The organism is Limimaricola soesokkakensis, assembly GCF_900172345.1.
In the GTDB taxonomy this organism is placed as follows: Bacteria; Pseudomonadota; Alphaproteobacteria; order Rhodobacterales; family Rhodobacteraceae; genus Limimaricola; species Limimaricola soesokkakensis.
On record NZ_FWFY01000004.1, the window covers coordinates 160328 to 183351 of the forward strand.

Annotated in this window: 24 protein-coding genes, 2 tRNA genes and 1 other RNA gene; 18 read left to right on the plus strand and 9 right to left on the minus strand. The window is 68.2% G+C overall.

Going from position 1 to position 23024, the window contains the following annotated elements; all coding sequences use genetic code 11:
- Positions 1 to 75 precede the first annotated feature (75 nt).
- The 9 genes from LOS8367_RS08415 (at position 76) to LOS8367_RS08455 (ending at position 8175) form a co-directional block, all read left to right on the plus strand.
- Positions 76 to 861: a 23S rRNA (adenine(2030)-N(6))-methyltransferase RlmJ gene (locus tag LOS8367_RS08415; protein WP_085896050.1), complete on the plus strand. Its 786-nt coding sequence runs from the start codon at positions 76 to 78 to the stop codon at positions 859 to 861.
- A gap of 39 nt (positions 862 to 900) precedes the next feature.
- Positions 901 to 1347 carry a tellurite resistance TerB family protein gene (locus LOS8367_RS08420; protein ID WP_085896051.1) on the plus strand — a complete coding sequence of 149 codons (447 nt, stop codon included), beginning with the start codon at positions 901 to 903 and terminating at the stop codon, positions 1345 to 1347.
- 111 nt (positions 1348 to 1458) lie between these two features.
- Positions 1459 to 2247: an ABC transporter ATP-binding protein gene (locus LOS8367_RS08425; protein ID WP_085896052.1), complete on the plus strand. Its 789-nt coding sequence runs from the start codon at positions 1459 to 1461 to the stop codon at positions 2245 to 2247.
- 41 nt (positions 2248 to 2288) lie between these two features.
- Positions 2289 to 3026 (plus strand): transporter substrate-binding domain-containing protein, encoded by a 738-nt coding sequence (locus tag LOS8367_RS08430; RefSeq protein ID WP_085896053.1) that lies wholly within the window; start codon positions 2289 to 2291, stop codon positions 3024 to 3026.
- Positions 3027 to 3070: 44 nt separating this feature from the next.
- Positions 3071 to 3976, plus strand: a complete 906-nt coding sequence (locus LOS8367_RS08435) for an ABC transporter permease (protein WP_085896054.1) — start codon at positions 3071 to 3073, stop codon at positions 3974 to 3976.
- Complete coding sequence (locus LOS8367_RS08440) at positions 3973 to 4779, plus strand: ABC transporter permease (RefSeq protein ID WP_085896055.1); 807 nt, start codon at positions 3973 to 3975, stop codon at positions 4777 to 4779. Before LOS8367_RS08435 ends, LOS8367_RS08440 begins: the two co-directional genes overlap by 4 nt.
- Before the next feature lie 68 nt (positions 4780 to 4847).
- Entirely contained in the window at positions 4848 to 5525 is a 678-nt protein-coding gene (locus tag LOS8367_RS08445; protein WP_085896056.1) for a type 1 glutamine amidotransferase, read from the plus strand.
- Positions 5522 to 6874 carry a glutamine synthetase family protein gene (locus LOS8367_RS08450; RefSeq protein WP_085896057.1) on the plus strand — a complete coding sequence of 451 codons (1353 nt, stop codon included), beginning with the start codon at positions 5522 to 5524 and terminating at the stop codon, positions 6872 to 6874. Before LOS8367_RS08445 ends, LOS8367_RS08450 begins: the two co-directional genes overlap by 4 nt.
- A complete protein-coding gene (locus tag LOS8367_RS08455; RefSeq protein WP_085896058.1) occupies positions 6871 to 8175 on the plus strand; it encodes an NAD(P)/FAD-dependent oxidoreductase in 1305 nt (434 codons plus the stop codon). Before LOS8367_RS08450 ends, LOS8367_RS08455 begins: the two co-directional genes overlap by 4 nt.
- A gap of 129 nt (positions 8176 to 8304) precedes the next feature.
- On the opposite strand, the gene rpmG is transcribed toward LOS8367_RS08455, so the two are convergent.
- The 8 genes from rpmG to LOS8367_RS08495 form a co-directional block, all read right to left on the minus strand.
- Positions 8305 to 8472, minus strand: coding sequence for a 50S ribosomal protein L33 (gene rpmG / locus LOS8367_RS08460; protein ID WP_017928995.1), 168 nt, complete (start codon positions 8470 to 8472; stop codon positions 8305 to 8307).
- A gap of 115 nt (positions 8473 to 8587) precedes the next feature.
- An RNA gene (rnpB, locus tag LOS8367_RS08465) (RNase P RNA component class A) lies at positions 8588 to 9010 on the minus strand.
- An 11-nt stretch (positions 9011 to 9021) separates the two neighbouring features.
- Positions 9022 to 9711 carry an N-acetylmuramoyl-L-alanine amidase gene (locus LOS8367_RS08470; protein WP_085896059.1) on the minus strand — a complete coding sequence of 230 codons (690 nt, stop codon included), beginning with the start codon at positions 9709 to 9711 and terminating at the stop codon, positions 9022 to 9024.
- 7 nt (positions 9712 to 9718) lie between these two features.
- Complete coding sequence (locus LOS8367_RS08475) at positions 9719 to 10381, minus strand: hypothetical protein (protein WP_242665540.1); 663 nt, start codon at positions 10379 to 10381, stop codon at positions 9719 to 9721.
- 59 nt (positions 10382 to 10440) lie between these two features.
- Complete coding sequence (gatA, locus tag LOS8367_RS08480; RefSeq protein ID WP_085896061.1) at positions 10441 to 11925, minus strand: Asp-tRNA(Asn)/Glu-tRNA(Gln) amidotransferase subunit GatA; 1485 nt, start codon at positions 11923 to 11925, stop codon at positions 10441 to 10443.
- Positions 11926 to 11936: 11 nt separating this feature from the next.
- Positions 11937 to 12224 (minus strand): Asp-tRNA(Asn)/Glu-tRNA(Gln) amidotransferase subunit GatC, encoded by a 288-nt coding sequence (gene gatC / locus LOS8367_RS08485; protein ID WP_085896062.1) that lies wholly within the window; start codon positions 12222 to 12224, stop codon positions 11937 to 11939.
- A 29-nt stretch (positions 12225 to 12253) separates the two neighbouring features.
- Positions 12254 to 12910 carry a ceramidase domain-containing protein gene (locus LOS8367_RS08490; protein ID WP_085896063.1) on the minus strand — a complete coding sequence of 219 codons (657 nt, stop codon included), beginning with the start codon at positions 12908 to 12910 and terminating at the stop codon, positions 12254 to 12256.
- Between the two features lie 20 nt (positions 12911 to 12930).
- Positions 12931 to 14373: a Glu/Leu/Phe/Val family dehydrogenase gene (locus tag LOS8367_RS08495; RefSeq protein WP_370737694.1), complete on the minus strand. Its 1443-nt coding sequence runs from the start codon at positions 14371 to 14373 to the stop codon at positions 12931 to 12933.
- A gap of 221 nt (positions 14374 to 14594) precedes the next feature.
- Here LOS8367_RS08495 and LOS8367_RS08500 point away from each other — a divergent pair, with 221 nt between their 5' ends.
- Genes LOS8367_RS08500 through LOS8367_RS08510 form a run of 3 tightly spaced genes read left to right on the plus strand, consistent with a single transcriptional unit; the run spans position 14595 to position 17238 of the window.
- Positions 14595 to 16127: a TadE/TadG family type IV pilus assembly protein gene (locus LOS8367_RS08500; RefSeq protein WP_165761421.1), complete on the plus strand. Its 1533-nt coding sequence runs from the start codon at positions 14595 to 14597 to the stop codon at positions 16125 to 16127.
- Positions 16124 to 16654 (plus strand): TadE/TadG family type IV pilus assembly protein, encoded by a 531-nt coding sequence (locus tag LOS8367_RS08505; protein WP_085896066.1) that lies wholly within the window; start codon positions 16124 to 16126, stop codon positions 16652 to 16654. The genes LOS8367_RS08500 and LOS8367_RS08505 overlap by 4 nt, the downstream gene beginning before the upstream one ends.
- Positions 16651 to 17238 (plus strand): TadE/TadG family type IV pilus assembly protein, encoded by a 588-nt coding sequence (locus LOS8367_RS08510; protein ID WP_085896067.1) that lies wholly within the window; start codon positions 16651 to 16653, stop codon positions 17236 to 17238. Before LOS8367_RS08505 ends, LOS8367_RS08510 begins: the two co-directional genes overlap by 4 nt.
- On the opposite strand, the gene LOS8367_RS08515 is transcribed toward LOS8367_RS08510, so the two are convergent.
- Positions 17235 to 17705, minus strand: a complete 471-nt coding sequence (locus LOS8367_RS08515) for a hypothetical protein (protein WP_085896068.1) — start codon at positions 17703 to 17705, stop codon at positions 17235 to 17237. The two genes, LOS8367_RS08510 and LOS8367_RS08515, sit on opposite strands and share 4 nt — an antisense overlap.
- A 138-nt stretch (positions 17706 to 17843) precedes the next feature.
- On the opposite strand from LOS8367_RS08515, the gene LOS8367_RS08520 reads away from it, so the two are divergent.
- The 6 genes from LOS8367_RS08520 (at position 17844) to LOS8367_RS08545 (ending at position 22969) form a co-directional block, all read left to right on the plus strand.
- Complete coding sequence (locus LOS8367_RS08520; protein WP_085896069.1) at positions 17844 to 18227, plus strand: hypothetical protein; 384 nt, start codon at positions 17844 to 17846, stop codon at positions 18225 to 18227.
- A 51-nt stretch (positions 18228 to 18278) separates the two neighbouring features.
- Positions 18279 to 19565 (plus strand): homoserine dehydrogenase, encoded by a 1287-nt coding sequence (locus LOS8367_RS08525; protein WP_085896070.1) that lies wholly within the window; start codon positions 18279 to 18281, stop codon positions 19563 to 19565.
- Between the two features lie 174 nt (positions 19566 to 19739).
- Positions 19740 to 20723, plus strand: coding sequence for a class II fructose-bisphosphatase (gene glpX / locus LOS8367_RS08530; RefSeq protein WP_085896071.1), 984 nt, complete (start codon positions 19740 to 19742; stop codon positions 20721 to 20723).
- Positions 20724 to 20923: 200 nt separating this feature from the next.
- Positions 20924 to 22669: a single-stranded-DNA-specific exonuclease RecJ gene (recJ, locus tag LOS8367_RS08535; protein ID WP_085896283.1), complete on the plus strand. Its 1746-nt coding sequence runs from the start codon at positions 20924 to 20926 to the stop codon at positions 22667 to 22669.
- 99 nt (positions 22670 to 22768) lie between these two features.
- Positions 22769 to 22843, plus strand: a tRNA-Glu gene (locus tag LOS8367_RS08540).
- A 51-nt stretch (positions 22844 to 22894) separates the two neighbouring features.
- Positions 22895 to 22969, plus strand: a tRNA-Glu gene (locus tag LOS8367_RS08545).
- Positions 22970 to 23024: the final 55 nt, after the last annotated feature.

Consider the following 23024-nt stretch of genomic DNA (forward strand, 5'->3'; position numbering starts at 1 on the left):
TGCGCGCGTGGTGCGTGGGCCACGGCTTGCCCCGCGCCCGCCCCGCCGCTAGTGCGGGACCCGAAGGAGACGCCCATGCTGTCCTACCAGCACGCCTATCACGCCGGGAACCTCGCCGATGTGCACAAGCATGCGCTGCTGGCATGGATGCTCGCCTATCTGACGCGCAAGCCGAAACCGCTGAGCTATATTGAGAGCCATGCGGGGCGCGCGCTCTACAGGCTCGACGCGGCCGAGGCCACCAAGACTGGCGAGGCGGCGCAGGGCATTGCCCGGGTGGCGGGCTGGTTCGCCCCCGACCACCCCTATGCCCGGGTTCTGGAGGCGACCCGCGCCGAGCACGGCTCGCAGGCTTATCCGGGTTCACCCGAAATTGCGGCGCAGCTGCTGCGCGCCGACGACCGACTGCACCTCGCCGAGCTGCATCCGCAGGAGCACGCGGCGCTGCAGACCGCCATGGCGGGTCGCGCCCAGGTACACCGCCGCGACGGCATCGAGATGGCGGTGGCGCTGACCCCGCCGGAGCCAAGGCGCGGCGTGCTGCTGATCGACCCCAGCTGGGAGATCAAGGAGGATTACCGCGCCATCCCTCAGGCGATGCGGCGGATTTCGAAGAAATGGCCGGTCGGCACCCTCGTCCTGTGGTACCCTCTCCTGCGCGACGCGCCGCACGCACCGATGCTGCGCGCGCTGGAGCGCGACATTCCCGACGGCGTGCGCCACGAGGTCGCCTTTCCCCCGGCCCGCGCCGGGCATGGCATGACCGGCTCGGGTCTCTTCGTGGTCAACCCGCCCTATGGCTTCCACGCACAGGCGCAATGGCTGAGCGCGCGCTTCGCGACGCTGATGCCGCAGCGCTGAGCCCTTTTCCCCGGGCCGGGGGCGGCTATATTCGCTCTCATGTTTGCAGACCTCATCCGCCGCCTCACCGATCCCGCGCCCGAGCGCCTTCCCGATGCCGATGCGCGTCTCGCGCTGGGTGCGCTCCTGGTGCGGATTGCCCGCGCCGACGGGCAGTACAGCGCCGAGGAGGCGCGGCGCATCGACCGGATCCTCGGGACGCGCTACGCCCTGAGCGAGGGCGCGGCCGCGGCGCTGCGGGCCGATTGCGAGGTGATGGAGGCGGAGGCGCCGGATACGGTGCGCTTCACCCGCGCCATCAAGGACGCGGTCTCCTACGAGGAACGCGAGGCGGTGATCGAGGCACTGTGGGAAGTGGTGCTGGCCGATGGGCAGCGCGATGAGGAGGAGGACGCGTTGATGCGGATGGTCGCGCCGATGCTCGGCGTCTCGGATCCCGACAGCGCCCGCGCCCGCCAACGCGCCGCCGAACGGATGCAAAGTTGAGTAAACCGATTTTCCGTGGCGTGCCTGACGCCGGGGCAAAGGGCTAGGCCCCGTTGCATTTCTTGCGAAACTGTCCCCTACTCTCTCGCCAGACAGGGGACATGAGAGCACGTGAGCGACACCAAACCGGTCATTGAGATCCGCGATCTGCATAAATCCTACGGGCCCCTCGAGGTTCTCAAGGGCGTGGATATCAGCGCGCCCGCCGGACACGTCGTGTCGATGATCGGCTCCTCGGGATCGGGCAAGTCGACGTTGCTGCGCTGCTGCAACCTGCTCGAGGACAGCCAGCAGGGCGAGGTGATCTTCGAGGGCGAGCCGGTGCGATGGAAGGGCCAAGGGCTGCATCGCCGCCCCGCCGACCCCAAGCAGGTGACCCGCATCCGCACCAACCTCGCCATGGTGTTCCAGCAGTTCAACCTCTGGGCCCACATGTCGATCCTGCAGAACGTCATGGAGGCGCCGGTGACGGTGCTGGGCCGGCCACGCGACGAGGTCGAGGCCAAAGCGCGCGAGTATCTCGACAAGGTCGGCATCGGCGACAAGGCCGACGCCTGGCCCGCGCAGCTCTCGGGCGGCCAGCAGCAGCGTGCCGCGATCGCCCGCGCGCTGTGCATGGAGCCGCGCGCGCTCCTGTTCGACGAACCGACCTCGGCGCTCGACCCGGAGCTGGAGCAGGAGGTGGTGCGGGTGATCAAGGATCTGGCCGCGGAAGGCCGCACCATGATCATCGTCACCCATGACATGCGCATGGCGCATGACGTGGCCGACCACGTCGTGTTCCTGCACCAGGGGCTGATCGAGGAGCAGGGCCCGCCCGCCGAGCTTTTCGGCAATCCGAAGTCAGAGCGGCTGCGGCAGTTCCTGTCGCATTCCGCCCCGCATCCGCAGCCCGCCTGAGAGCGGGCACGGCACTTTCCCCAACAGGAGACCACCCAACGATGAAGACGCTGATCCTCACGACTGCAGCGCTCGCGCTCACCGCCGGTGCCGCGCTGGCCGAGAGCCACAGCCAGACCGTCCGTCTGGGCACCGAGGGCGCCTACCCTCCGTACAACTTCCTCAACGATGCGGGCGAAGTCGACGGCTTCGAGCGCGAGGTGGGCGACGAGCTGTGCGCGCGCGCCGAGCTGACCTGCGAGTGGGTCACCAACGACTGGGATTCGATCATCCCCAACCTCGTCTCGGGCAACTACGACACGATCATCGCCGGGATGAGCATCACCGACGAGCGTGACGAGGTCATCGACTTCACCCAGAACTACTACCCGCCCGCTGCCTCGGCCTATGTCGCGACCTCCGAGGACGTCGACCTGACCGGCGGCGTCGTCGCCGCGCAGGCCACCACGATCCAGGCCGGCCATGTCGCCGACAGCGGCGCGGCACTGCTCGAATTCGCCACCCCCGACGAATCCGTCGCGGCCGTGCGTTCGGGCGAGGCCGACGCGGTCTTCGCCGACAAGGACTTCCTTGTGCCGATCGTCGAGGCCTCGGGCGGCGAACTGATGTTCGTGGGCGAGGACGTGGCACTGGGCGGCGGCATCGGTGTGGGCCTGCGCGAAAGCGACACCGAGCTGCGCGAGAAGCTCGACGCCGCGATCCAGTCCATGAAGGACGACGGCTCGCTCAACGAACTGCTGGTCAAGTGGTTCGGCGAAGAGGTCCGGACCTTCGAATGACCCTCAAAGGGGCGGCCTCAGGCCGCCCCGACTGAAAGCCGCCCATGCTCGCATCCTGCTCCGATCCCGAAACGCTGTCCGGCCTGAGCTGGCTCATGTGCTACCTTACCACGGGCAAGCACATCGCCTTCTACTGGGCGTTCGGGACGGTGCTGCTGCTGCTGGCGGTGACGGCGCCGGTGGCGCTGCTGTTCGGCTTCGGCGGCGCGGTGGCGGCGCGCTCGCGCTTCGCGCCGCTGTCGTGGCTGGGCCGCGGCTACATCGCCGTGGTGCGCGGCGTGCCCGACATCGCCTTCTTCCTGTTCTTCGTGATCGCGCTCGACCAGGGCATCGAGTGGCTTCGCCACAAGGCGAAATGCCCCGATTGGGACCAACCGATCCGGCAGGGCAACGATTTCATCGTCTGCGCCGAGGCCAAGATGCCGCTCTCGACCTCGGCTCAATGGGTGCACGAGGTCTACGGCTTCTGGCTCGCCGTCTTCACCTTCGCCCTCGTCTTCGGCGCCTTTGCCGCCAACGTGCTGTTCGGCGCGATGCGCGCCGTGCCCCGCCCCCAGATCGAGACCGCCGAGGCCTATGGCATGACCCGCGCGCAGGTGTTCCGCCGGATTCTGGTGCCGCAGATGTGGGTCTATGCCCTGCCCGGCCTCTCGAACCTATGGATGGTGCTGATCAAGGCCTCGCCGCTGCTGTTCCTCCTGGGCGTCGAGGACATCGTCTACTGGGCGCGCGAGCTCGGCTCGACCAAGACGCCGCAATTCACCGACTACCCGCATGGCGACTGGCGGATGTGGTACTTCCTGTTCCTGCTGGTGTTCTATCTCGGCTTCACCCGGATCTCCGAGATCGTGCTCGACCGGATCATGCTGCGGCTCAGCCACGGGCAGGAGACGCTCGCCAACCACAAGCGCACCGGACCCATCGGCATGAACAAGGCAGGCCCGCCATGAGCTGCTACGACACCCTCATGGATTACGGGCTGCGCTCGCTCGGCTATGGCGAGCGGCTGCTGCCGCGCTCGGATTTCACCCTGTGCCAGCAATTCGTGCTGATCGGCTCGGGCATGATCTGGAACGTCTATTTCGGCATCGTGGCGCTCCTGTCGGGCTTCGCGCTCGCCACCGCGCTCGCGGTGGGCAAGGCCTCGGCCTCGCCGTGGTTCCGCAAGCCCGCCGAATGGGTGATCTTCCTGTTTCGCGGATCGCCGCTCTTCATCCAGTTCTTCTTCGCTTATTTCCTGTTCCTGTCGCTCAAGGGGCAGGTCCCGGCCTTTGACGCGCTCACCTCCGCATGGCTCGGCGCCGCCGTGGTGCTGTTCTTCAACACCGCCGCCTATTCGGGCGAGATCTTCTACGGCGCGCTGCGCTCGGTGCCCCGCGGCGAGGTCGAGGCGGCGGACGCCTACGGGCTGTCGGGCTGGAGCAAGTTCCGCCGGGTGATCTGGCCCACCACGCTGCGGCTGGCATGGCCCGCCTACACCAACGAGGCGATCTTCCTGTTCCACGCCACGACGCTGGTATTCTTCTCGGGCTTTCCCGCGTCGCGGCAGCAGGGCGACGCGCTCTACTACGCCTCCTATTTCGCGGACAAGACCTTCAACCCCTTCGTGCCCTACCCGATCCTCGCGGGGTATTTCGTGCTGCTGACGCTGGTGGTGATCGGCGTGATGGGGATGATCGGCCGGCGCCTGAACCGCCACCTGCCCGGCGCGGCGCCGCGCCGGGCGCGGGGCTTCGGGTTGTTGATGCGCTGAGACGCGCACCGCTTGCCCCGGCCCCCTGCCCGGTCTAGCTTCCGTGGTATTCACAGACACGGTGCTTCATGCAGATCGGCATACTCGAAACCGGCCATGCGCCAGACGCGCTGCGCCCGGAACTTGGCGACTATTCGGACCTGTTCGAGCGGCTGCTCGACGGGCATGGCTTCGCCTTCCGTCGCTACGATGTGGAGGCGATGGAGTTTCCGGACGGCCCGGAGGACTGCGCCGGTTGGCTCATCACCGGCTCCAAGCACGGCGCCTATGAGGACCATCCCTTCATCGCGCCGCTGGAGGCGTTGATCCGGGAGATTCACGGGAAACGGATGCCGCTCGTGGGCGTCTGCTTCGGCCACCAGATCATCGCGCAGGCGCTTGGCGGCCGGGTCGAGAAGTTCGACCGGGGCTGGTCGGTGGGCCGCAAGACCTATGACTTCGAAGGCCGCGAGATCGCGCTCAACGCCTGGCACCAGGACCAGGTGGTCGAGCGCCCCGAGGGCGCGCGTGTCGTCGCCTCGAACGATTTCTGCGCCCATGCGGCTCTGGCTTGGGACGAGCACGTCTTCACCATTCAGCCCCACCCCGAATTCGGCGCCCGCTTCATCGAGGGGCTCGCCACGACCCGCGCCATCGGCGTGGTCCCGCAGGAGCAGATCGACGAGGCGCTGGCCAATCTCGACAAGCCGGTCGATGCCGATGTGCTGGCCGCGCGCATGGCCCGCGTGCTGAAGGGGGCCGCATGAACTGGATCGACGAGATCCCCGAAGCCGCCCGCCTCTATCTCGATCAGCACCGCCTCGACGAGGTGGAATGCGTGATCGCCGACCTGCCCGGCATCGCCCGCGGCAAGGCAGTCCCCGCGGCCAAGTGGGAGAAGCAGCAGTTCTTCCACCTGCCGAACTCGATCTTCTTCCAGACCATCACCGGCGATTGGGGCGAGGCGGCGGGCCCCGAGGGCTTCGTCGAGCCCGACATGATCCTCAAGCCCGACCTCGCCACCACCACCGCCGCGCCCTGGGCCGCCGACGGCACGCTGCAGGTGATCCACGACGCCTACGACCAGAAGGGCCGCCCTGTCGGCTGCGCGCCGCGCAATGTCCTGAAGCGCGTCGTCGATCTCTACAAGGCGGAGGGCTGGACCCCGGTGGTCGCACCCGAGATGGAGTTCTACCTCGTCGGTCGCAACGTCGATCCGGCCAAGGCGATCGAGCCGATGCTGGGCCGCACCGGCCGCCCCGCCGCCGCGCGGCAGGCCTACTCGATGACCGCGGTGGACGAATACGGCCCCGTCATCGACGACATCTACGAATATGCCGAGATCCAGGGCTTCGAGATCGACGGCATCACGCAGGAGGGCGGTGCAGGCCAGCTTGAGATAAACCTGCGCCACGGCGACCCGGTGAAGCTCGCCGACGAGGTGTTCTTCTTCAAACGGCTGATCCGCGAGGCGGCGCTCAAGCATGACTGCTTCGCCACCTTCATGGCCAAGCCGATCGAGGGCGAGCCGGGCTCGGCCATGCATGTCCACCACTCGATCATCGACGCCAAGGGGCGCAACCTCTTCACCGGCCCGCAGGGCGGCGAGACCGACGCCTTCTTCAACTTCATCGGCGGGCTGCAGGAGCACATGCCGAGCGTGATCGCGATGATCGCGCCCTATGTGAACTCGTTCCGCCGCTACGTGCGCGATCACGCCGCGCCGATCAATCTCGAATGGGGCCGCGACAACCGCACCACCGGCATCCGCGTGCCGATCTCGCCGCCGCAGGCGCGCCGGGTCGAGAACCGGCTCGCCGGGATGGACTGCAACCCCTACCTCTGCATCGCCGCCTCTTTGGCCTGCGGCTATCTTGGCATGAAGAACGAGATCTGGCCCGACAAGCGGTTCCGGGGCGATGCCTACGAGGCCGCCGACGAGATCCCGCAAGGGCTCTATGCGGCGCTTGACCTGTTCGACGGGGCCAAGGAGCTGCACGAGGTGCTGGGACCGGAATTCGTGCGCGTCTACTCGATCGTGAAACGGGCGGAATACAACGAGTTCCTGCAGGTGATCAGCCCATGGGAGCGTCAGCACCTGCTCTTGAACGTATGAACCCGCTCTACCGCAACGACCGCCCCGGCCAGATGCCGCGCAGCTGGTACGTGGCCTCGGCCGAGCCCGCGGCCGACCGTGCGCCGCTGAGTGGCGACCGGCGTTGCGACCTTGCGATCGTCGGAGCGGGCTTCACCGGGCTCTGGGCGGCGCTGACCGCGGCGCGGGCGGGTCTCGACGTCGTCGTGCTCGACGCGCATCGCGCCGGTTTCGGGGCCTCGGGGCGCAATGGCGGTCAGGTCGGGTCGGGCTTCAACAAGGGGCAGCTCTGGCTGGAGCAGCGCCTCGGCGAAAGCCCGGCCCGGCAGCTGTGGGACCTCGCCGAAGAGGCCAAGCGGCAGCTGCGCGACTTCTGCGAAACCCATGCGCCGGAAGCGCGCTATCTGCCGGGCGTGGTGCATGGCGCCTATTCGGGGCGCGAGGCGGCCGAGGACCGCGCCGAGGCCGAGCATCTGTCCAATGCCTATGGCTATGACGCGATCCGACCGCTCGGCCGCGACGAGATCCGCGAAATTGTGAAGACCGAGGCCTATCAAGGCGGGCTTATCGACGAAGGCGCGGGCCATCTCCACCCGCTGCGCTATGCCAGGGCGCTGGCGCGCGAGGCCGAACTAGCGGGTGCTACGATCCACGAGTTGTCCGAGGTCACGCGGGTGGAGCGCGGCGCGCCTGCCATCCTGCACACCCCGAAGGGGCGAGTGACGGCGGATCACGTGATCCTCGCGGGCAATGGCTACCTGCCCGGCATCATGCCCGAGGTGGCGACCCGCGTGATGCCGATCAACAGCTTCATCGCCGCGACCGAGCCGCTGGGCGAGCGCTGGCGCGAGGTCTTGGCCCACGACATCGCGGTCGCCGATTCGCGATTCGTGGTGAACTACTACCGAATGAGCGAGGATCGCCGCTTTCTCTTCGGCGGACGCGAAAGCTATGGCATCGGCTTTCCGACCGATATCACGACCAAGCTGCGGGCGCGGATGGAGAGCCTGTTCCCGCAGTTGTCAGGGGTGCGCATCGACAATGTCTGGGGCGGCACGCTGGGCATCACCATGTCGCGCCTGCCCTCGTTGCAGCGGATCGGGCCGAACATCCTGTCGGGAGCCGGCTTCTCGGGGCACGGTGTGGCCCTGTCCGGCATGGCGGGTCGGGTGATGGCCGAGGCGGTGGCCGGACAGGCCGGACGCTTCGAGACATTCGCGCGCCTGCCGGTGCCGGAGTTTCCGGGCGGCGCGCGATACCGTGCGCCGCTGCTGACGCTGGCGATGACCTGGTTCTCGCTGCGCGACCGGTTGGGCGTCTGAGATGGCGAGAGGGGGCTCCGCCCCCGCCCTGCGGGGCTCCCCCGGCGTATTTCAGGAACAAAGTCGCCAAAAGAAAAAAGGCCGCGCTCCTTCGGAACGCGGCCTTGAACTCTGCCGAGGAGGCTCAGATCACTTGATCTTGCCTTCCTTGTACTCGACATGCTCGCGCTTGACGGGGTCGTACTTCCGCACGACCATCTTCTCGGTCATGGTGCGGGCGTTCTTCTTGGTCACGTAGAAGTGGCCGGTCCCCGCGGTCGAGTTCAGGCGGATCTTGATCGTCGTCGGCTTCGCCATGGTCGTCTCTCCTGCTCGCGGGGCGTGCGCGTTGACGGCGCCCGCGTGAATACGTCTGAGCCCCGGCTTTTAACCGTGCGCTTCGCGCTGTCAACCGCGAAACGGGCCCGATGATTTGCGCGGATGGCCTGTAAGCCGGATTCTGTTCCGGGGTCGCCCCCGGCGATGACCATTCATCTCGACGCGCTGTTGCCAACGCGCCTGAAGCTGCCAACCCGGACCTCTCGGGGTCAGACGTCCCTGCGGCGATATCCGGCGGACCGGATCAGCACCCGCGCGAGGTCCCTATTTGGCATTGCTCCCGGTGGGGCTTGCCGTGCCGGTCCGGTTGCCCGTCCCGCGGTGGGCTCTTACCCCACCGTTTCACCCTTGCCCTGGTTTCGCCGCGGGCGAACCCCCGATGAATTGACCAAGGCGGTCTGTTCTCTGTGGCGCTTTCCCTCGGGTTGCCCCGGCCGGGCGTTACCCGGCACCGTGTCTTGTGGAGTCCGGACTTTCCTCGAACCCGAAAGGGGCCCGCGGCCATCCAGCCATCCGCGCCCGGCTGACCTATGGTGCGGGCGCGGTCCGGTCAACGGGAAAGCGCGCCGCGAGATCGGCGATCAGCGCCATGTCGGTCGCATCCACCGGGCCCGAAGCGCGCGGCCGGAACCGTAGCCGGAATGCCGCGAGCCGCTGCGCATGGGTGACCTCCGCCGTGTAACCGAAACCACGCGCGGCCGTATCGAAGACCGAGGGGCTGGGCTGCGGCCCCCGTGCCGGTTTCGGCTGTGGCCAGACCGACAGCCCGTGCCGCGCCAGCCTGCGCCAGTCGAATCGCGGGCCCGGATCGTCCTTGCGCCCTGGCGCCATGTCGGAATGGCCGATCACGCGCTCGGGCGGGATCGACCAACGCGTGAGGATGCCCGCGAGCAGTGTTTCGAGCGCCGCCATCTGCGGCCCGGCGAAGGGATGGTCGCCCCTGTTGTAGAGCTCGATGCCGATGGAGCGGGAGTTCACGTCTTCCACCGCGCCCCAGCGCCCCGCGCCCGCGTGCCAGGCGCGCCGTGCCTCGGGCACCAGCTCCGTCACCTTGCCAGCGCCGGAAATCAGCCAATGCGCCGAGACCTCGGCCGCGGGGTCGCAGAGCCGCGCCAGCGCTTCGTCATGGCTGGTCATCGCCGTGTAGTGGATCACCACGAGATCGGGCCGCGCGCCAAGGCGTCGCGGCCCGTGATTCGGTGACAGCGGGTCGGGCATCGCGCCTTTAGCGGCCGACCGCCGCGAGGAAGGGCGCCGGATCCCAACCGCAGGCGAAGCCGTCGCCGTCGGGATCGATGCCCTTGGGATCGCGCTCGGGGCCGCCCCGCGCAAGGAAGTCGCGCTGCGCCTCGTCGGGCGAGCGGTAGGAGGCGCAGTTGCGCTCGAACCTATTGCCCATGGTTCCGAGGACGAAGCGCGAATACCACTCCTGCCCACGCTTGTTGGGCGCGTTCAGCGCATATTCGACGATGTTGGGCCCGGTGTCGCCGGCGCGCTGCGGCAGCGCGGTGGGCTGGATCACTTGGTAGGCGGCCGCCTGCTGGGCTCGGCGTTCGGCGTCGGACTGAATCGTCTCGCGCCCTGCCACCGCCTCGAAGCTCTGCTCGTCGGAGATCGCGGCCCCGTTCGCGGCCACATCCGGCGCAGCATTGGTCGGGCTCGCCTGCACGCCGCCGCGACGATCCACGTCGATGCCCGCCGCCGAAAGCTCGGAACTGGCGATGACGCCGCCCGAGGGGGCGCCGAAAGTGGCGGACTGGCCTTGATACTGGCCCTGATTCTGGCCGGTCAGCTGCGCCTCGCGCTGGGCGCGTGCGCCGCTGTCGGGCAGCTGCGACGCGCAGGCCGAAAGGGCCATGGCGGCGCCGGCGAGGGCGGCGAGGTTCATACGAGAGGCAAGCGGTTTCACGGCGACACTCCGGGCCCTGATCTGTTCGACTGCGCCCGTTACCACCATTTCGCGGGCTTGGAAACGAATCCCGCGGCCTGCTCCAGCGCGTAGGCGGTGTTGAGCAGGTCGCCCTCCTCCCATGGCCGCCCGATCAACTGCAGGCCCAGCGGCAGGCCCTTGTGATCCAGACCGGCGGGCACCGAGATCCCCGGCAGACCGGCGAGGTTCACCGTCACGGTGAACACGTCGTTGAGGTACATCTGCACCGGATCGGCGTCCTTCATCGCGCCGAGGCCGAAGGCCGAGGACGGCGTCGCCGGCGTCAGGATCGCGTCGACCCCTTCGGCGAAGACCTGGTCGAAGTCGCGCTTGATCAGCGTGCGGACCTTGCGGGCGCGATTGTAATAGGCGTCGTAGAAACCGGCCGAAAGCACGTAGGTGCCGACCATGATCCGGCGCTGCACCTCCGAACCGAAGCCCTCGGCGCGGGTCTTCTCGTACATCTCGGTGATGCCGTCGCCCTGCGCCAGCTTGGCGCGGTGGCCAAAGCGCACGCCGTCGTAGCGCGCGAGGTTCGACGAGGCCTCGGCCGGGGCGATCACGTAATAGGCGGGAAGCGCGTATTTCGTGTGTGGCAGCGAGATGTCGCGGATCAGCGCTCCGGCATCGCGCAGCATCTCGGTGCCACGGGTCCAGAGGGTCTCGATCTCGGTCGGCATGCCGTCGACATGGTATTCGCGCGGGATGCCGATCACCTTGCCGCGAATGTCGCCGGTCAGCATCGCCTCGAAATCCGGGACAGCGATGTCGGCGGAGGTCGAATCCTTGGGGTCGTGGCCCGACATGGCGCGCAGCATGATCGCCGCGTCGCGCACGTCGCGGGTCATCGGCCCGGCCTGGTCGAGCGAGGAGGCGAAGGCGATGATGCCGAAGCGCGAGCAGCGCCCATAGGTCGGCTTGATGCCGGTGATGCCGGTGAAGGCCGCCGGCTGGCGGATCGAGCCGCCGGTGTCGGTGCCGGTGGCGCCGAGACACAGATCGGCGGCCACGGCGGCGGCCGAGCCGCCCGACGAGCCGCCGGGCGTCAGCGCGACGCCGTCATCGGCCTGCCAGGGGTTCACCGCCGCGCCATAGGCAGAGGTCTCGTTCGACGAGCCCATCGCGAACTCGTCCATGTTGAGCTTGCCCAGCATCACCGCGCCGTCACGGAACAGCTGCGTGGTGACGGTGGATTCATAGGGCGGGCGGAAGCCGTCGAGTATGCGGCTCGCGGCTTGGCTCGGCGTGTTCTCGGTGCAGAACAGGTCCTTGATACCCAAGGGGATGCCGCACAGGTCGGGCGCATCGCCCGCCTTGATGCGCTCATCGGCGGCGCGGGCCTGTGCCTCGGCGATCTCGGGCGTCTTGTGGGCATAGGCATTGAGCTTGTCGGAGCCGTCGACAGCCGCGTTCAGCGCGCCGGTCAGCTCGACCGAGGAAATCTCGCCCTTGCGGAGCGCGTCGCGCGCCGAGGCAATGGTCAGCTTGGTCAGTTCGGTCATCGCTGCGCCCCTTATTCCACGACTTTCGGCACCGCGAAGAAGCCCTCGCGCGCGTCGGGCGCGTTGGCGAGGACCTTCTCTTGCTGGCTGCCATCGGTAACCACGTCGTCGCGGCGCTTGAGATGCATCGGCGTGACGCCGGTCATCGGCTCGACGCCGTCGACATCGACCTCCTGCAGCTGCTCGATGAAGCCGAGGATGGTGTTGAACTCGGAGGCGAGCGCGGGCAGCGCCTCCTCCTCGACCCGGATCCGGGCCAGCTTGGCCACCCGCCGGGCGGTGTCGGTGTCGATCGACATGGGGCTCTCCTGTCTGGTCGGTCCCGGCTTTAGCGGGCAGCGGGCGGTCCCGCAAGCAGCGCCCGGCGGATCAGCTCGATCATCCAGCCCAGCATGACGCCGTTCAGACCGTGCCAGGCGAAATGCGTGCCCGCGGGCATTGCCTCGCACAAGGTCTCATCGATCGAGCGGAAGGCCAGCGACAGGCATAACAGCCCAGCGCCCAGCGCCATCCCCCGCCCGACCATCGGCCAGCGTCGCCACAGCAGCACCGCGTAGAGCGCGATCAGGAGCGGGACCGGCCAGTAGAAGGCCGAGACCTCGAAAAAGGGCAGCGTCGCGAAAAGAGGGGTGAGCAGCAGTGCCCATGGCACGAAACCGGCGGCACCTAGCCCCGATAGCCAGACGGGCCAGCGCCAGAACACCCGGTTCGCGGCATAGACATAGGCGAGGATGAAGACCGCGATCGGCAGCACGTCGGCCAGCATCGCCCAGACGGTGGCGAAGGAGTGGAACAGCGCGCTGCCGATGCCGATGATGAAGAGCAGCGCCGAGAGCAGCCGCGGCAGGCCCAGCCCCTCTGAGCGGTGCCAGCACCAGATCGCGGCGATGACGAAGGCGGCGTTGGAGACGAGGTTCAGCGGCTCGGCCCACAAACCGGGGCCGAGCCTTTCGCAATAGCCGTCGAGCGGCGCGCTCCAGTCCATGCCGCCTCCGCCGCCGGGTCTCAGAGACCCTTGGAGCGGTAGCTCAGCGCCACCCGGCCGATCGCCACGAGATAGGCGGCGGTGCGCAGGTCGGGCACGTCGTCGCGGTTGTGCCAGATCTCCCGCATTGCCTGATAGGCGGTGCGCATCGTGTCATCGAGACCCGAGCGCACCAGCTCGAGCTCGTCATCGCCCTTCAGGTAACGCTCCTTGAAGTTCTTCGACAGGTTCCAGCCCAGCCCCTCATCGTTGGAGAGCCGCTCCAACTCGTCGACGATGAGCTGCGCGCGCGCCTCGTCGGCGCGCCGCTCCATCCGGCCGAAGCGGATATGGCTGAGGTTCTTGACCCATTCGAAATAGGAGACGGTGACGCCGCCGGCATTGGCATACATGTCGGGGATGATGACGATGCCCTTCTCGCGCAGGATGTCGTCGGCACCGGCGGTGACGGGACCGTTCGCGGCCTCGATGATCAGCGGCGCCTTGATCCGGTCCGCGTTGGACAGGTTGATCGTGCTCTCCAGAGCCGCCGGGATCAGGATGTCGCACTCCGCCTCGAGCAGGCGCGCCCCATCCGCGTGATGCGTGCCACCGGGATAGTCCTTCAGGCCGCCATGCTTGGCAATCCACTGGTGCACCGCCTCGACATCGAGGCCGTTCTCGTCGGTGATCGCGCCGTCGCGCTCGATGATCGCGGTGATCTTGGCGCCATCCTCCTCGGAAAGGAATTTGGCGGCGTGGTAGCCCACATTGCCGAGACCCTGCACGATGACCCGCTTGCCTTCGAGCTTGCCCGAGAGATTGGCCTTGGCCACGTCCTCGGGGTGACGGAAGAACTCGCGCAGCGCGTATTGCACGCCACGCCCGGTCGCCTCGACCCGGCCATGGATGCCGCCGGAGTTGAGCGGCTTGCCGGTGACGCAGGCGCGGGAGTTGATGTCGGTGGTGTTCATCCGCGCGTACTGGTCGGCGATCCATGCCATTTCGCGCTCGCCGGTGCCCATGTCGGGGGCGGGCACGTTCTGGCTGGGATGGATCAGGTCGCGCTTGGCCAGCTCGTAGGCGAATCGCCGGGTGATCTGTTCCAGCTCATGCTCGTCCCAATCGCGCGGATCGATCCTGAGGCCGCCCTTGGAGCCGCCATAGGGCACTTCGACCAGCGCGCATTTGTAGGTCATCAGCGCCGCCAGCGCCTCGACCTCTTCCTGATGCACGGTCGAGGCGTAGCGGATACCGCCCTTCACGGGCTCCATGTGCTCGGAATGCACCGAACGGTAGCCGGTGAAGGTGTGGATCTGGCCGCGCAACCGCACCCCGAAGCGCACGGTATAGGTGGCGTTGCAAACGCGGATCTTTTCCTCGAGCCCCGGCGACAGGTCCATCAGCGCCACGGCGCGGTTGAACATCATGTCGACGGAGTCGCGAAAGCCCGGCTCTGCCATCTGAGGCTGGTGCTCTGTCATGGCGAATGATTCTCCCAATCTTGCCGGCCTGTCCCGGCGGTCCCTGACCGATCCTAGACCGCTAAACGCGAGAATCGACCACCCCTTGCGGCAATGGCGTGGCGGAATGCACCGATCCGGACCAATCAGCGCCCCAGTTTGGTCATGCCCGCGGTGTTGGATGCTCCTGTCGACGAAAGGGTACTTCGATGGGAAACGCGCATGATCGGCAGAGGAAGGGCATGATCCGGGTCTTGAGCACCCGGCAGGGCCTTGGCCGGCTGCGGCGCGACGAGAGTGGTTCGGTCATCATCTTCTCGCTCTTCGTGATGGTAATCATGTTGGTGGTCGGCGGACTCGGGGTCGACACGATGCGTGTCGAGGCCAAGCGCAACCACCTGCAATCCACGCTCGACCGCGCGGTGCTGGCCGCCGCCGACCTGCAGCAGAGCCTCGATCCCGAAACGGTGGTGCGCGATCACTTCGCCAAGGCGGGGCTGTCCGACGCCCTCCAAGAGGTCGAGGTGATAAACACCCTGAACTCGCGCACCGTCCGCGCCAGCGCGCAGATGCCCGTCCCTGCCACCTTCCTGCGCATGGCCGGGATCGATACCATGCCTGCCCCCGCCGCGGGCTCGGCCACCGAATCGGTAAGCGACATCGAGATCGGTCTCGTGCTCGACGTCTCGGGCTCGATGGGCAGCAACAACCGCCTGACCCGGCTCAAGAGCGCGGGCGCCGAGTTCATCGACACCATGTTCGCGAGCGTCCTGCCCGAGAACCTGTCGATCTCGATCGTGCCCTACTCCACCCAGGTCAATCTTGGGCGCGACCTTGGGCGGCAATACGGCCTGCTCGGCGGCCATGACTACAGCTACTGCGTGGATCTGCCGCCCACCGCCTATCTGACCACCGCGCAGCTGCCGGTCGGTCTGATCCAGGCTGGCCATTTCGAGGCCAACACCAATTCCGGCAGCTATGGCAGCATGCGTAACAACAACCCGGTCTGCCGCACCGATTCCCCTTTCGAGGTGATGGCGTGGTCGAACGATCGGAACGCGCTGCAGAGCAAGATCGCGAATCTGAGCGCCAGTGGCTGGACCTCGATCGAGATGGGGGTGAACTGGGGCGCGGCGCTGCTCGACCCCACCGCCCGCGGCGTGCTCAATGGCATGCTCGGGCTGGGTCGGGTCTCGGGAGACCTGTCAGGCTGGCCGCGCGACTTCAACCACCCCGAGGGGATGAAGGTGCTGGTCGTGATGACCGATGGCGAGAACACCCGCGACTATACGCTCCGCCCACCCTACAACACGATCGCCCCTTCGGACGTCTGGCTCGACGGCACGGATGACTACTACGTCTATGTCGCGCCGCTCCAATATTTCCGGGCCAAGGATCGTACATGGGTCACGGCGCCGCGCGGCACGCGGCTGAGTTGGGCCGAACTCTTCAACCGCATGTCCATAGGCGAACACGCGCATCATCTGCGCTATCGGCAGAATTATAACTCCTTGGTGAAGGATTACTGGAACAGCATCTACGACACCACCTGGTCGACCCAGAAGGATCTGCGGACCAAGGCCATCTGCGCCGCCGCCCGTGCCAACGGCATCGTCGTCTTCACCATCGGCTTCGAGGTCGATGCCCATGCCGCCGGGGTGATGGCCGACTGCGCCTCCTCGCCCTCGCATTTCTACCGCGTCGAGGGGCTTGAGATCGCTTCGGCCTTCACGTCGATCGCCACCCAGATCAACGCGCTGAGGCTGATCCAATGAACCGATTGCCCCCCTTGCTGCGCCGCCTGATGCGCGCCCGCGACGGCGCCGCCGCGGTGGAGTTCGTGATGATCTTCCCACTGCTGATGCTGGCGGTCATGTCGACCTTCGAGCTGGGCATGGTGACGCTCAGGCAGGTGATGCTCGACAGGGGGCTGGAAATCACCGTGCGCGACATCCGGCTCGGAACGCTCACCCCGGTCACGCATCAGACCGTGAGCGCCTCGATCTGCGAACACGCGTTGCTGCTGCCCGACTGCGCGCTCAACCTGCGGCTCGAGATGACGCCGCTCGATCCGCTTTCCTGGCTCATGCCGCCTGCCGCGGCCGATTGCGTCGACCGTGCCGACACCTCGATCCCCGTGCGCCGCTTCATCGCCGGTGTGGAGAACCAGCTGATGCTGTTACGCGCCTGCTCGCTGTTCGATCCCTATTTCCCCACCAGCGGATTGGGCGCGACGCTGCCGCGCCAGTCGGGCGGCGCTTATGCGTTGGCCTCCGCCTCTGCCTTCGTGATCGAACCATGAGGGGGCCGTTTTCCATCGCCGCGCGGCTCGCCCGCCGCCTGCGCCGCCGTGACGAGGGGGCGATGGTGGTCGAGGCAGTACTGATGCTGCCGCTGCTGATCTGGGCCTTCGCCGGGTCTTGGGTCTTTTTCGACGCCTTCCGCGCCAAGGCCACCAACGCGCGCGCCGCCTACACGATCGGCGATGCGTTGAGCCGGGAGTCCAACTACATCTCTCCGACCTACTTGAACAGCTTGCACAGCTTGCAGCAATTCCTGGTGGTCGACGGGCGGGTGCCACGGATCCGGGTGAGCGTCTTCGCCTATGACGCCGCCCAAGACCTCTACACGGTCCGCTGGTCCAAAGCGCGTGGCACGGGCATCCCGGAACTGACCGACACGATGCTGGCCGAGATACGCGACGAATTGCCCGACATGCCCGATCGCAGGGTCGCCACGCTGATCGAGACCTGGGTCGATTACATGCCTCTGTTCGACGTGGGGCTCGCGCCCTTCACCTTCGAGGACCGCGCCGTGACGCAGCTGCGCTTCGCGAACCAGCTATGCTTCAGCGCCACGGCAAGCCTCGACGACAGGCTCTGCTAGGGGAGCGGTGCGACCCGGTCGGCGAGGCGAATCTCGATCGCCTGTGCCATCGCCTTGGTCTCGTTGGCCGATGTCACGCCGCCGACGCCGAGCCGGTGGCCAAGCCGCCACCACAACCCTGGCCGCCAGGCCCGCGCGCCGGGCTTCGCCAGCCGAAGGGTAAAGCCGTTGGACGGTCGCAGCGAGAAGCTGCCGCGCTCGATCGCGACAATGTCCTGCCAGGGCGCCAGCAGCGTGCCGGCGCTGTCGGAAAGCCCGGCCTCGTCGAGTTGCAGCCCCAGCCGCGTGGCGCGGCGCAGCGCCTCGCCGGCGCCCAGTCCGGCACCCCCGAGGCACAAGAGCGCCAGCGCCCAGACGAGGCCCGAGGCCTCGGACAGCGCGGTGTAAATGGCAACGCCGCCAAAGCCGTAGAGCACGCCCACCGCCATCGCCCGCCGTGCGGGCGCCGCCCGCAATTCGATCTTCATCGCCACGTCCCCGCTGTTGCGGCCTTGGCATAGCCCGGCCCCGCGGCCCCGTCACCCCCACCGCTGCAGTACCCCTGCCCCGGCTTGCCGCCACCCGCGGCCCGGCCTAAGCTCCGACCGCCCAAGCCCCGGACCCAGATGCCCCGCCTTTTCCCACTCGCGCCGCTCGTCCTCATCATCGTGGGCTGCACCCAATTCCCCGAGATCGACGCCCGCGTGCCCGAGGCCGAGCGTACGGGCCCGCCGCCCGCCTTGATCGACGTGGTGCCGCTGCTGGCTCAGGCCGATGCGGCACGGCAATCGCAGCGGGTCACGCCCGAGAGCGCCGAGGATCTGGCGGCGCGGGCCGCCGTCCTCGCGACGCGACCGGTGCCGAACGCGCCCGCGACAGGCGCGGCGCGGGACGCCCGGCTGCAGGCCCTGACCGCGCGGGCCGAGGCGCTGCGGGCTGCGCCGGTGATCGACCCCTCGGCACGCGACAGGCTCGATGCGGGCGTGACGCCCCCTGCCGCGTTGCAGTGATCCCCTTCACGGGCTAACAGTCCGGCGCAGCCAGACAGACCGGAGCCTCCCATGACCTCTCCCCTTCGCCTCGGAATCGCCGGTCTCGGAACCGTCGGCGCGGGGGTCGTCCGCATTGTCCAGACCCATCCCGAGCTGCTCGCTGCCCGGGCCGGGCGCGCGGTGGAGATCACCGCCGTCTCGGCGCGCGACCGGACCCGTGACCGGGGCGTCGATCTCTCGGCCTACGCCTGGGAGGAGGATGCCGCCAAGCTCGCCGCGCGCGACGATGTCGACGTGGTGCTAGAACTGATGGGCGGGCATGACGGCATCGCCAAAAGCGTGGTCGAGATTGCGCTCGATCACGGCAAGGACGTGGTCACCGCCAACAAGGCGCTGCTCGCCCATCATGGCCAGGCCTTGGCCGAACGGGCCGAGGCGCAAGGCCGAGTGATCCGCTTCGAGGCCGCCGTCGCCGGTGGCATCCCGGTGATCAAGGCGCTCACCGAATCGCTGGCGGGCAACGAGATGACCCGTGTGATGGGTGTGATGAACGGCACCTGCAACTACATCCTGACCCGGATGCAGAGCGCCGGTCTGCCCTATGACGAGGTGTTCCAGGAAGCCGCCGACTTGGGCTATCTCGAAGCCGACCCGCAGCTCGATGTCGGCGGCATCGATGCCGGGCACAAGCTGGCGCTGCTCGCCGCGATCGCTTTCGGCACCAAGGTCGACTTCTCGGGTGTCGAGCTCGAAGGCATCGGCGCGATCACCATCGAGGACATCAATCACGCCGCCGACATGGGCTTTCGCATCAAGCTCTTGGGCGTGGCGCAGATGACCGGGCGCGGTCTGGAGCAGCGCATGTCGCCCTGCCTCGTGCCCGCCTCCTCGCCGCTCGGCCAACTCGAGGGCGGCACCAACATGGTGGTGCTCGAAGGCGACGCGATCGGCCAGGTGGTGCTGCGCGGCCCCGGCGCCGGCGCGGGCCCGACCGCGAGCGCGGTGATGGGCGACGTGATGGACCTCGCCCGCGGGCTGCGACTGCCGGTCTTCGGCCAGCCCGCCTCGGGGCTGCGCGCCGCGCGCGCCGCGCAGGCCGCCGTGCCCGCGCCCTACTATCTGCGCATGCGCCTTCTGGATAAGCCGGGCGCGCTGGCCAAGGTCGCGCGAGTGCTGGGCGAGGCCGGCATCTCGATCGACCGGATGCGGCAATACGACCACGAGGACGTCTCGGCCCCGGTGCTGATCGTGACCCACAAGACCACGCGATCGGCCCTCGAAGAGGCGCTGTCGGGCTTCGAAGCCACCGGCGTGGTGCAGGGCACACCCGTCGCGATCCGTATCGAGCAGGTCTGAGGCGAGGGCCCCCCCTCGAAACAGGCCCAAATCCGCGGATTTCCGTGGCGGCGGTCGGGTGCGCGTCGCCTCTGCGCGCACCGTTTGCGCAAACATATCCTCACGCGCTTGTCACCGCATCGGCGGCCCGGTTAGGTCGAGGCAACGCTTCACGATTGCCCGAGGATCTCCCCGATGCCCCAAGCTCCCGAATTCCACGACCGCATGCTGTCGCTCGGCCTCGCCCGGGTGTCGGAGGCCGCGGCCATCGCCTGTGCGCCGCTGATCGGTCGCGGCGACGAGAAGGCCGCCGATCAGGCCGCCGTCAACGCCATGCGGACCCAACTCAACATGCTCGACATCGCGGGCTGCGTGGTGATCGGCGAAGGCGAGCGCGACGAGGCGCCGATGCTCTATATCGGCGAAGAGGTCGGCACCGGCGAGGGCCCGGCCGTGGACATCGCGCTCGACCCGCTCGAGGGCACGACGCTCACCGCCAAGGACATGCCCAACGCGCTCACCGTGATCGCCATGGGCCCGCGCGGCTCGATGCTGCACGCGCCCGACGTCTACATGGACAAGCTCGCGATCGGGCCGGGCTTTGCGCCGGGCGTGGTCACGCTGGACATGAGCCCGGCCGAGCGGGTCGCGGCGCTGGCGAAGGCCAAGGGCACCGATGCGGGTGACATCACCGTCTGCGTGTTGGAACGGCCGCGCCACGAGGAAATGATCGCCGAGCTGCGCTCGACCGGCGCGGCGATCCGGCTGATCACCGATGGCGACGTGGCGGGCGTGATGCATTGCGCCGAGCCCGCCAAGACCGGGATCGACATGTATATGGGCTCCGGCGGCGCACCCGAGGGGGTTCTTGCCGCCGCGGCGCTGAAATGCATGGGTGGACAGATCTTCGGCCGGCTGCTGTTCCGCAACGAGGACGAGGTAGGCCGCGCCCGCAAGGCCGGGATCGAGGATCTCGACCGGATCTATTCGCGCGACGAACTGGTCACCGGCGACGTGATCTTCGCCGCTACGGGCGTCACCGACGGCAATCTCGTGCCGGGCATCCGCCGCGATGGCGGCTACCTCACCGCCGAGACGATCCTGATGCGCTCCAAGACCGGCTCGGTGCGGCGCATGTATTACCGCAACCCGATCGATCGCAGCCAGCCCGGCCGCTGAGGCCCGCCCGCGGACGGGGGCGCTGCCCCCCGCCCCTTCGGGGCTCCCCCCGGCGTATTCGGGAAAGATGAACGAGGGGGCGCGGCGGCGGTCGCGCCCTTCTACGCTCCCTCATCGCCGCCGAACGGTCGCGGCGTGGTGACCGCGAGGCGTCGCGTCCGGGCTTGCCATCGGCGCCGCTTTCGCGCGACACCGGCCTCATGCCAGATTTTCTCAACGTCTCCGCCTCGCTCACCGGCCGCCGCTGGGTGGGGCCCGCCGCCGAGGCTGACCGCCTCGCCCAAGCCATGGCCCAAGGCTGCGACCTGCCGTTGCCGCTGTGTCACGCGCTGGTGGGGCGCGGCGTCTCGGCCGAGACCATGGCAGGCTTTCTCGCGCCCACGCTGCGCGACCTCCTGCCCGACCCCTTGAGCCTGCGCGACATGGGCGCGGCGGCGGAGCGGGTGATGCAGGCGGTGCAGCGCCGCGAGCGCATCGCGATCTTTGCCGATTACGACGTCGATGGCGGCTCATCGGCGGCGCTGTTGCTGGTCTGGCTGCGCCGGATGGGGTTGCAGGCGACGCTCTACGTGCCCGACCGGATCGAGGAGGGCTATGGCCCCAACGCGCCGGCAATGGAGAAGCTGGCGCGCGACCACGACCTGATCATCTGCGTCGATTGCGGCACGCTGTCCCATGAGCCCATCGCCGCCGCCAAGGGCGCCGACGTGGTCGTGCTTGACCACCATTTGGGCGGCGAGACGCTGCCCGAGGCGGTCGCGGTGGTGAATCCCAACCGGCAGGACGAGAGCGGCGATCTGGCGCATCTCTGCGCCGCTGCGGTGGTGTTCCTGCTGCTGGTCGAACTGAACCGGCGGCTGCGCGAGGCGGGCAAGCCCGGGCCGGACCTGATGGCGATGCTCGATCTGGTGGCGCTTGCCACCGTGGCCGACGTGGCACCGCTGATCGGCGTCAACCGGGCGCTGGTGCGCACCGGGCTGCAGGTCATGGCGCGCAGGCAGCGCGCCGGGCTGGTGGCGCTGGCCGACGTGGCGGGTCTCGACGTGCCGCCCACCGCCTATCATCTGGGTTACCTGCTGGGCCCGCGCGTCAATGCGGGCGGGCGCATCGGCAAATCCGATCTCGGCGCGCGGCTTCTGGCGACCGACGATCCGCACGAGGCGGCGGCGCTGGCCGAGAAGCTCGACCACCTCAACCGCGAGCGCCGCGAGATCGAGGCGCGGGTGCGAGATGCCGCGCTGGAGCAGGCCGAGGCGCGCGGCGTGGAGGGTCCCCTCGCTTGGGCCGCTGGGGCGGGATGGCATCCGGGCGTGGTCGGGATTGCGGCGGCGCGGATGAAGGAGGCGACGAACCGCCCCGCAGTGGTGATCGGCATCGAGGACGGCATCGGCAAGGGCTCGGCCCGCTCGGTGCCGGGTATCGATCTGGGCGCCGCGATCCACCGCGTCGCGGCCGAGGGGCTTCTGATCCGTGGCGGCGGCCACAAGATGGCGGCCGGCCTCACCGTCGAGGAGGGGATGATCGACGCGGCGATGGCGCGGCTCTCCGAACTCTTGGAAAAGCAGGGTGCCGGTGCCGGGGGACCACGCGACCTGCGGCTCGATTCGGTGTTGATGCCCGGCGCGGCCTCGCTGGAACTGGTGGAACGGATCGAGGCGGCGGGCCCGTTCGGCGCCGCCGCTCCGGCCCCGCGCTTCGCCTTTCCTGACGTGATGCTGCACCACGTGCGCGAGGTCGGCCAAGGCCATCTGAAGATCTCCTTCGGCGACGGCATCGGCGGGCGGCTCGACGGCATCGCCTTCGGCGCGATGGACGGGCCGATGGGCGCGGCCTTCGCGCGCCATGGCGGCGCGCGGTTCCACCTCGCGGGCAAGCTCGATCTCAACATTTGGAAGGGCCGCCGCTCGGTGCAGCTCAGGCTCGACGACGCTGCGTCTGCGGGCTGAGAAACGGGACAAATCTGCCCCCACGGCAATTTCGCGCCAGCGCGATTTTCCCCTTGCGACCCCGAGGCTGTTTCCCTAAACACCGCCTCACCGACGAGCGGCCCGTTCGTCTATCGGTTAGGACGCCAGGTTTTCAACCTGGAAAGAGGGGTTCGATTCCCCTACGGGCTGCCATCGGTTCACGGATCAAGGTCCCTTTCGGGAAACCGGTTCCGTCGTCAGAGTGGCCCGTTCGTCTATCGGTTAGGACGCCAGGTTTTCAACCTGGAAAGAGGGGTTCGATTCCCCTACGGGCTGCCACGACGCCTTGTTTCCCCGACATTGCCGCCTCCTGCCCTCGCGCCAATTCGCGAAT

What these genes read in the sequence shown, in the direction of transcription:
- gatC (WP_085896062.1), bottom strand. Translation starts at nt 12,224, where the DNA reads ATGTCGATCGACACCGACACCGCCCGGCGGGTGGCCAAGCTGGCCCGG.
- LOS8367_RS08500 (WP_165761421.1), top strand. Translation starts at nt 14,595, where the DNA reads ATGATCCGGGTCTTGAGCACCCGGCAGGGCCTTGGCCGGCTGCGGCGC.
- gatA (WP_085896061.1), bottom strand. Translation starts at nt 11,925, where the DNA reads ATGACCGAACTGACCAAGCTGACCATTGCCTCGGCGCGCGACGCGCTC.
- LOS8367_RS08490 (WP_085896063.1), bottom strand. Translation starts at nt 12,910, where the DNA reads ATGGACTGGAGCGCGCCGCTCGACGGCTATTGCGAAAGGCTCGGCCCC.
- LOS8367_RS08445 (WP_085896056.1), top strand. Translation starts at nt 4,848, where the DNA reads ATGCAGATCGGCATACTCGAAACCGGCCATGCGCCAGACGCGCTGCGC.
- LOS8367_RS08420 (WP_085896051.1), top strand. Translation starts at nt 901, where the DNA reads ATGTTTGCAGACCTCATCCGCCGCCTCACCGATCCCGCGCCCGAGCGC.
- LOS8367_RS08470 (WP_085896059.1), bottom strand. Translation starts at nt 9,711, where the DNA reads ATGCCCGACCCGCTGTCACCGAATCACGGGCCGCGACGCCTTGGCGCG.
- LOS8367_RS08505 (WP_085896066.1), top strand. Translation starts at nt 16,124, where the DNA reads ATGAACCGATTGCCCCCCTTGCTGCGCCGCCTGATGCGCGCCCGCGAC.
- LOS8367_RS08455 (WP_085896058.1), top strand. Translation starts at nt 6,871, where the DNA reads ATGAACCCGCTCTACCGCAACGACCGCCCCGGCCAGATGCCGCGCAGC.
- LOS8367_RS08450 (WP_085896057.1), top strand. Translation starts at nt 5,522, where the DNA reads ATGAACTGGATCGACGAGATCCCCGAAGCCGCCCGCCTCTATCTCGAT.
- glpX (WP_085896071.1), top strand. Translation starts at nt 19,740, where the DNA reads ATGCCCCAAGCTCCCGAATTCCACGACCGCATGCTGTCGCTCGGCCTC.
- LOS8367_RS08525 (WP_085896070.1), top strand. Translation starts at nt 18,279, where the DNA reads ATGACCTCTCCCCTTCGCCTCGGAATCGCCGGTCTCGGAACCGTCGGC.
- LOS8367_RS08430 (WP_085896053.1), top strand. Translation starts at nt 2,289, where the DNA reads ATGAAGACGCTGATCCTCACGACTGCAGCGCTCGCGCTCACCGCCGGT.
- recJ (WP_085896283.1), top strand. Translation starts at nt 20,924, where the DNA reads ATGCCAGATTTTCTCAACGTCTCCGCCTCGCTCACCGGCCGCCGCTGG.
- LOS8367_RS08435 (WP_085896054.1), top strand. Translation starts at nt 3,071, where the DNA reads ATGCTCGCATCCTGCTCCGATCCCGAAACGCTGTCCGGCCTGAGCTGG.
- LOS8367_RS08520 (WP_085896069.1), top strand. Translation starts at nt 17,844, where the DNA reads ATGCCCCGCCTTTTCCCACTCGCGCCGCTCGTCCTCATCATCGTGGGC.
- LOS8367_RS08510 (WP_085896067.1), top strand. Translation starts at nt 16,651, where the DNA reads ATGAGGGGGCCGTTTTCCATCGCCGCGCGGCTCGCCCGCCGCCTGCGC.
- LOS8367_RS08475 (WP_242665540.1), bottom strand. Translation starts at nt 10,381, where the DNA reads ATGAACCTCGCCGCCCTCGCCGGCGCCGCCATGGCCCTTTCGGCCTGC.
- LOS8367_RS08440 (WP_085896055.1), top strand. Translation starts at nt 3,973, where the DNA reads ATGAGCTGCTACGACACCCTCATGGATTACGGGCTGCGCTCGCTCGGC.
- LOS8367_RS08415 (WP_085896050.1), top strand. Translation starts at nt 76, where the DNA reads ATGCTGTCCTACCAGCACGCCTATCACGCCGGGAACCTCGCCGATGTG.
- LOS8367_RS08515 (WP_085896068.1), bottom strand. Translation starts at nt 17,705, where the DNA reads ATGAAGATCGAATTGCGGGCGGCGCCCGCACGGCGGGCGATGGCGGTG.
- LOS8367_RS08495 (WP_370737694.1), bottom strand. Translation starts at nt 14,373, where the DNA reads ATGACAGAGCACCAGCCTCAGATGGCAGAGCCGGGCTTTCGCGACTCC.
- rpmG (WP_017928995.1), bottom strand. Translation starts at nt 8,472, where the DNA reads ATGGCGAAGCCGACGACGATCAAGATCCGCCTGAACTCGACCGCGGGG.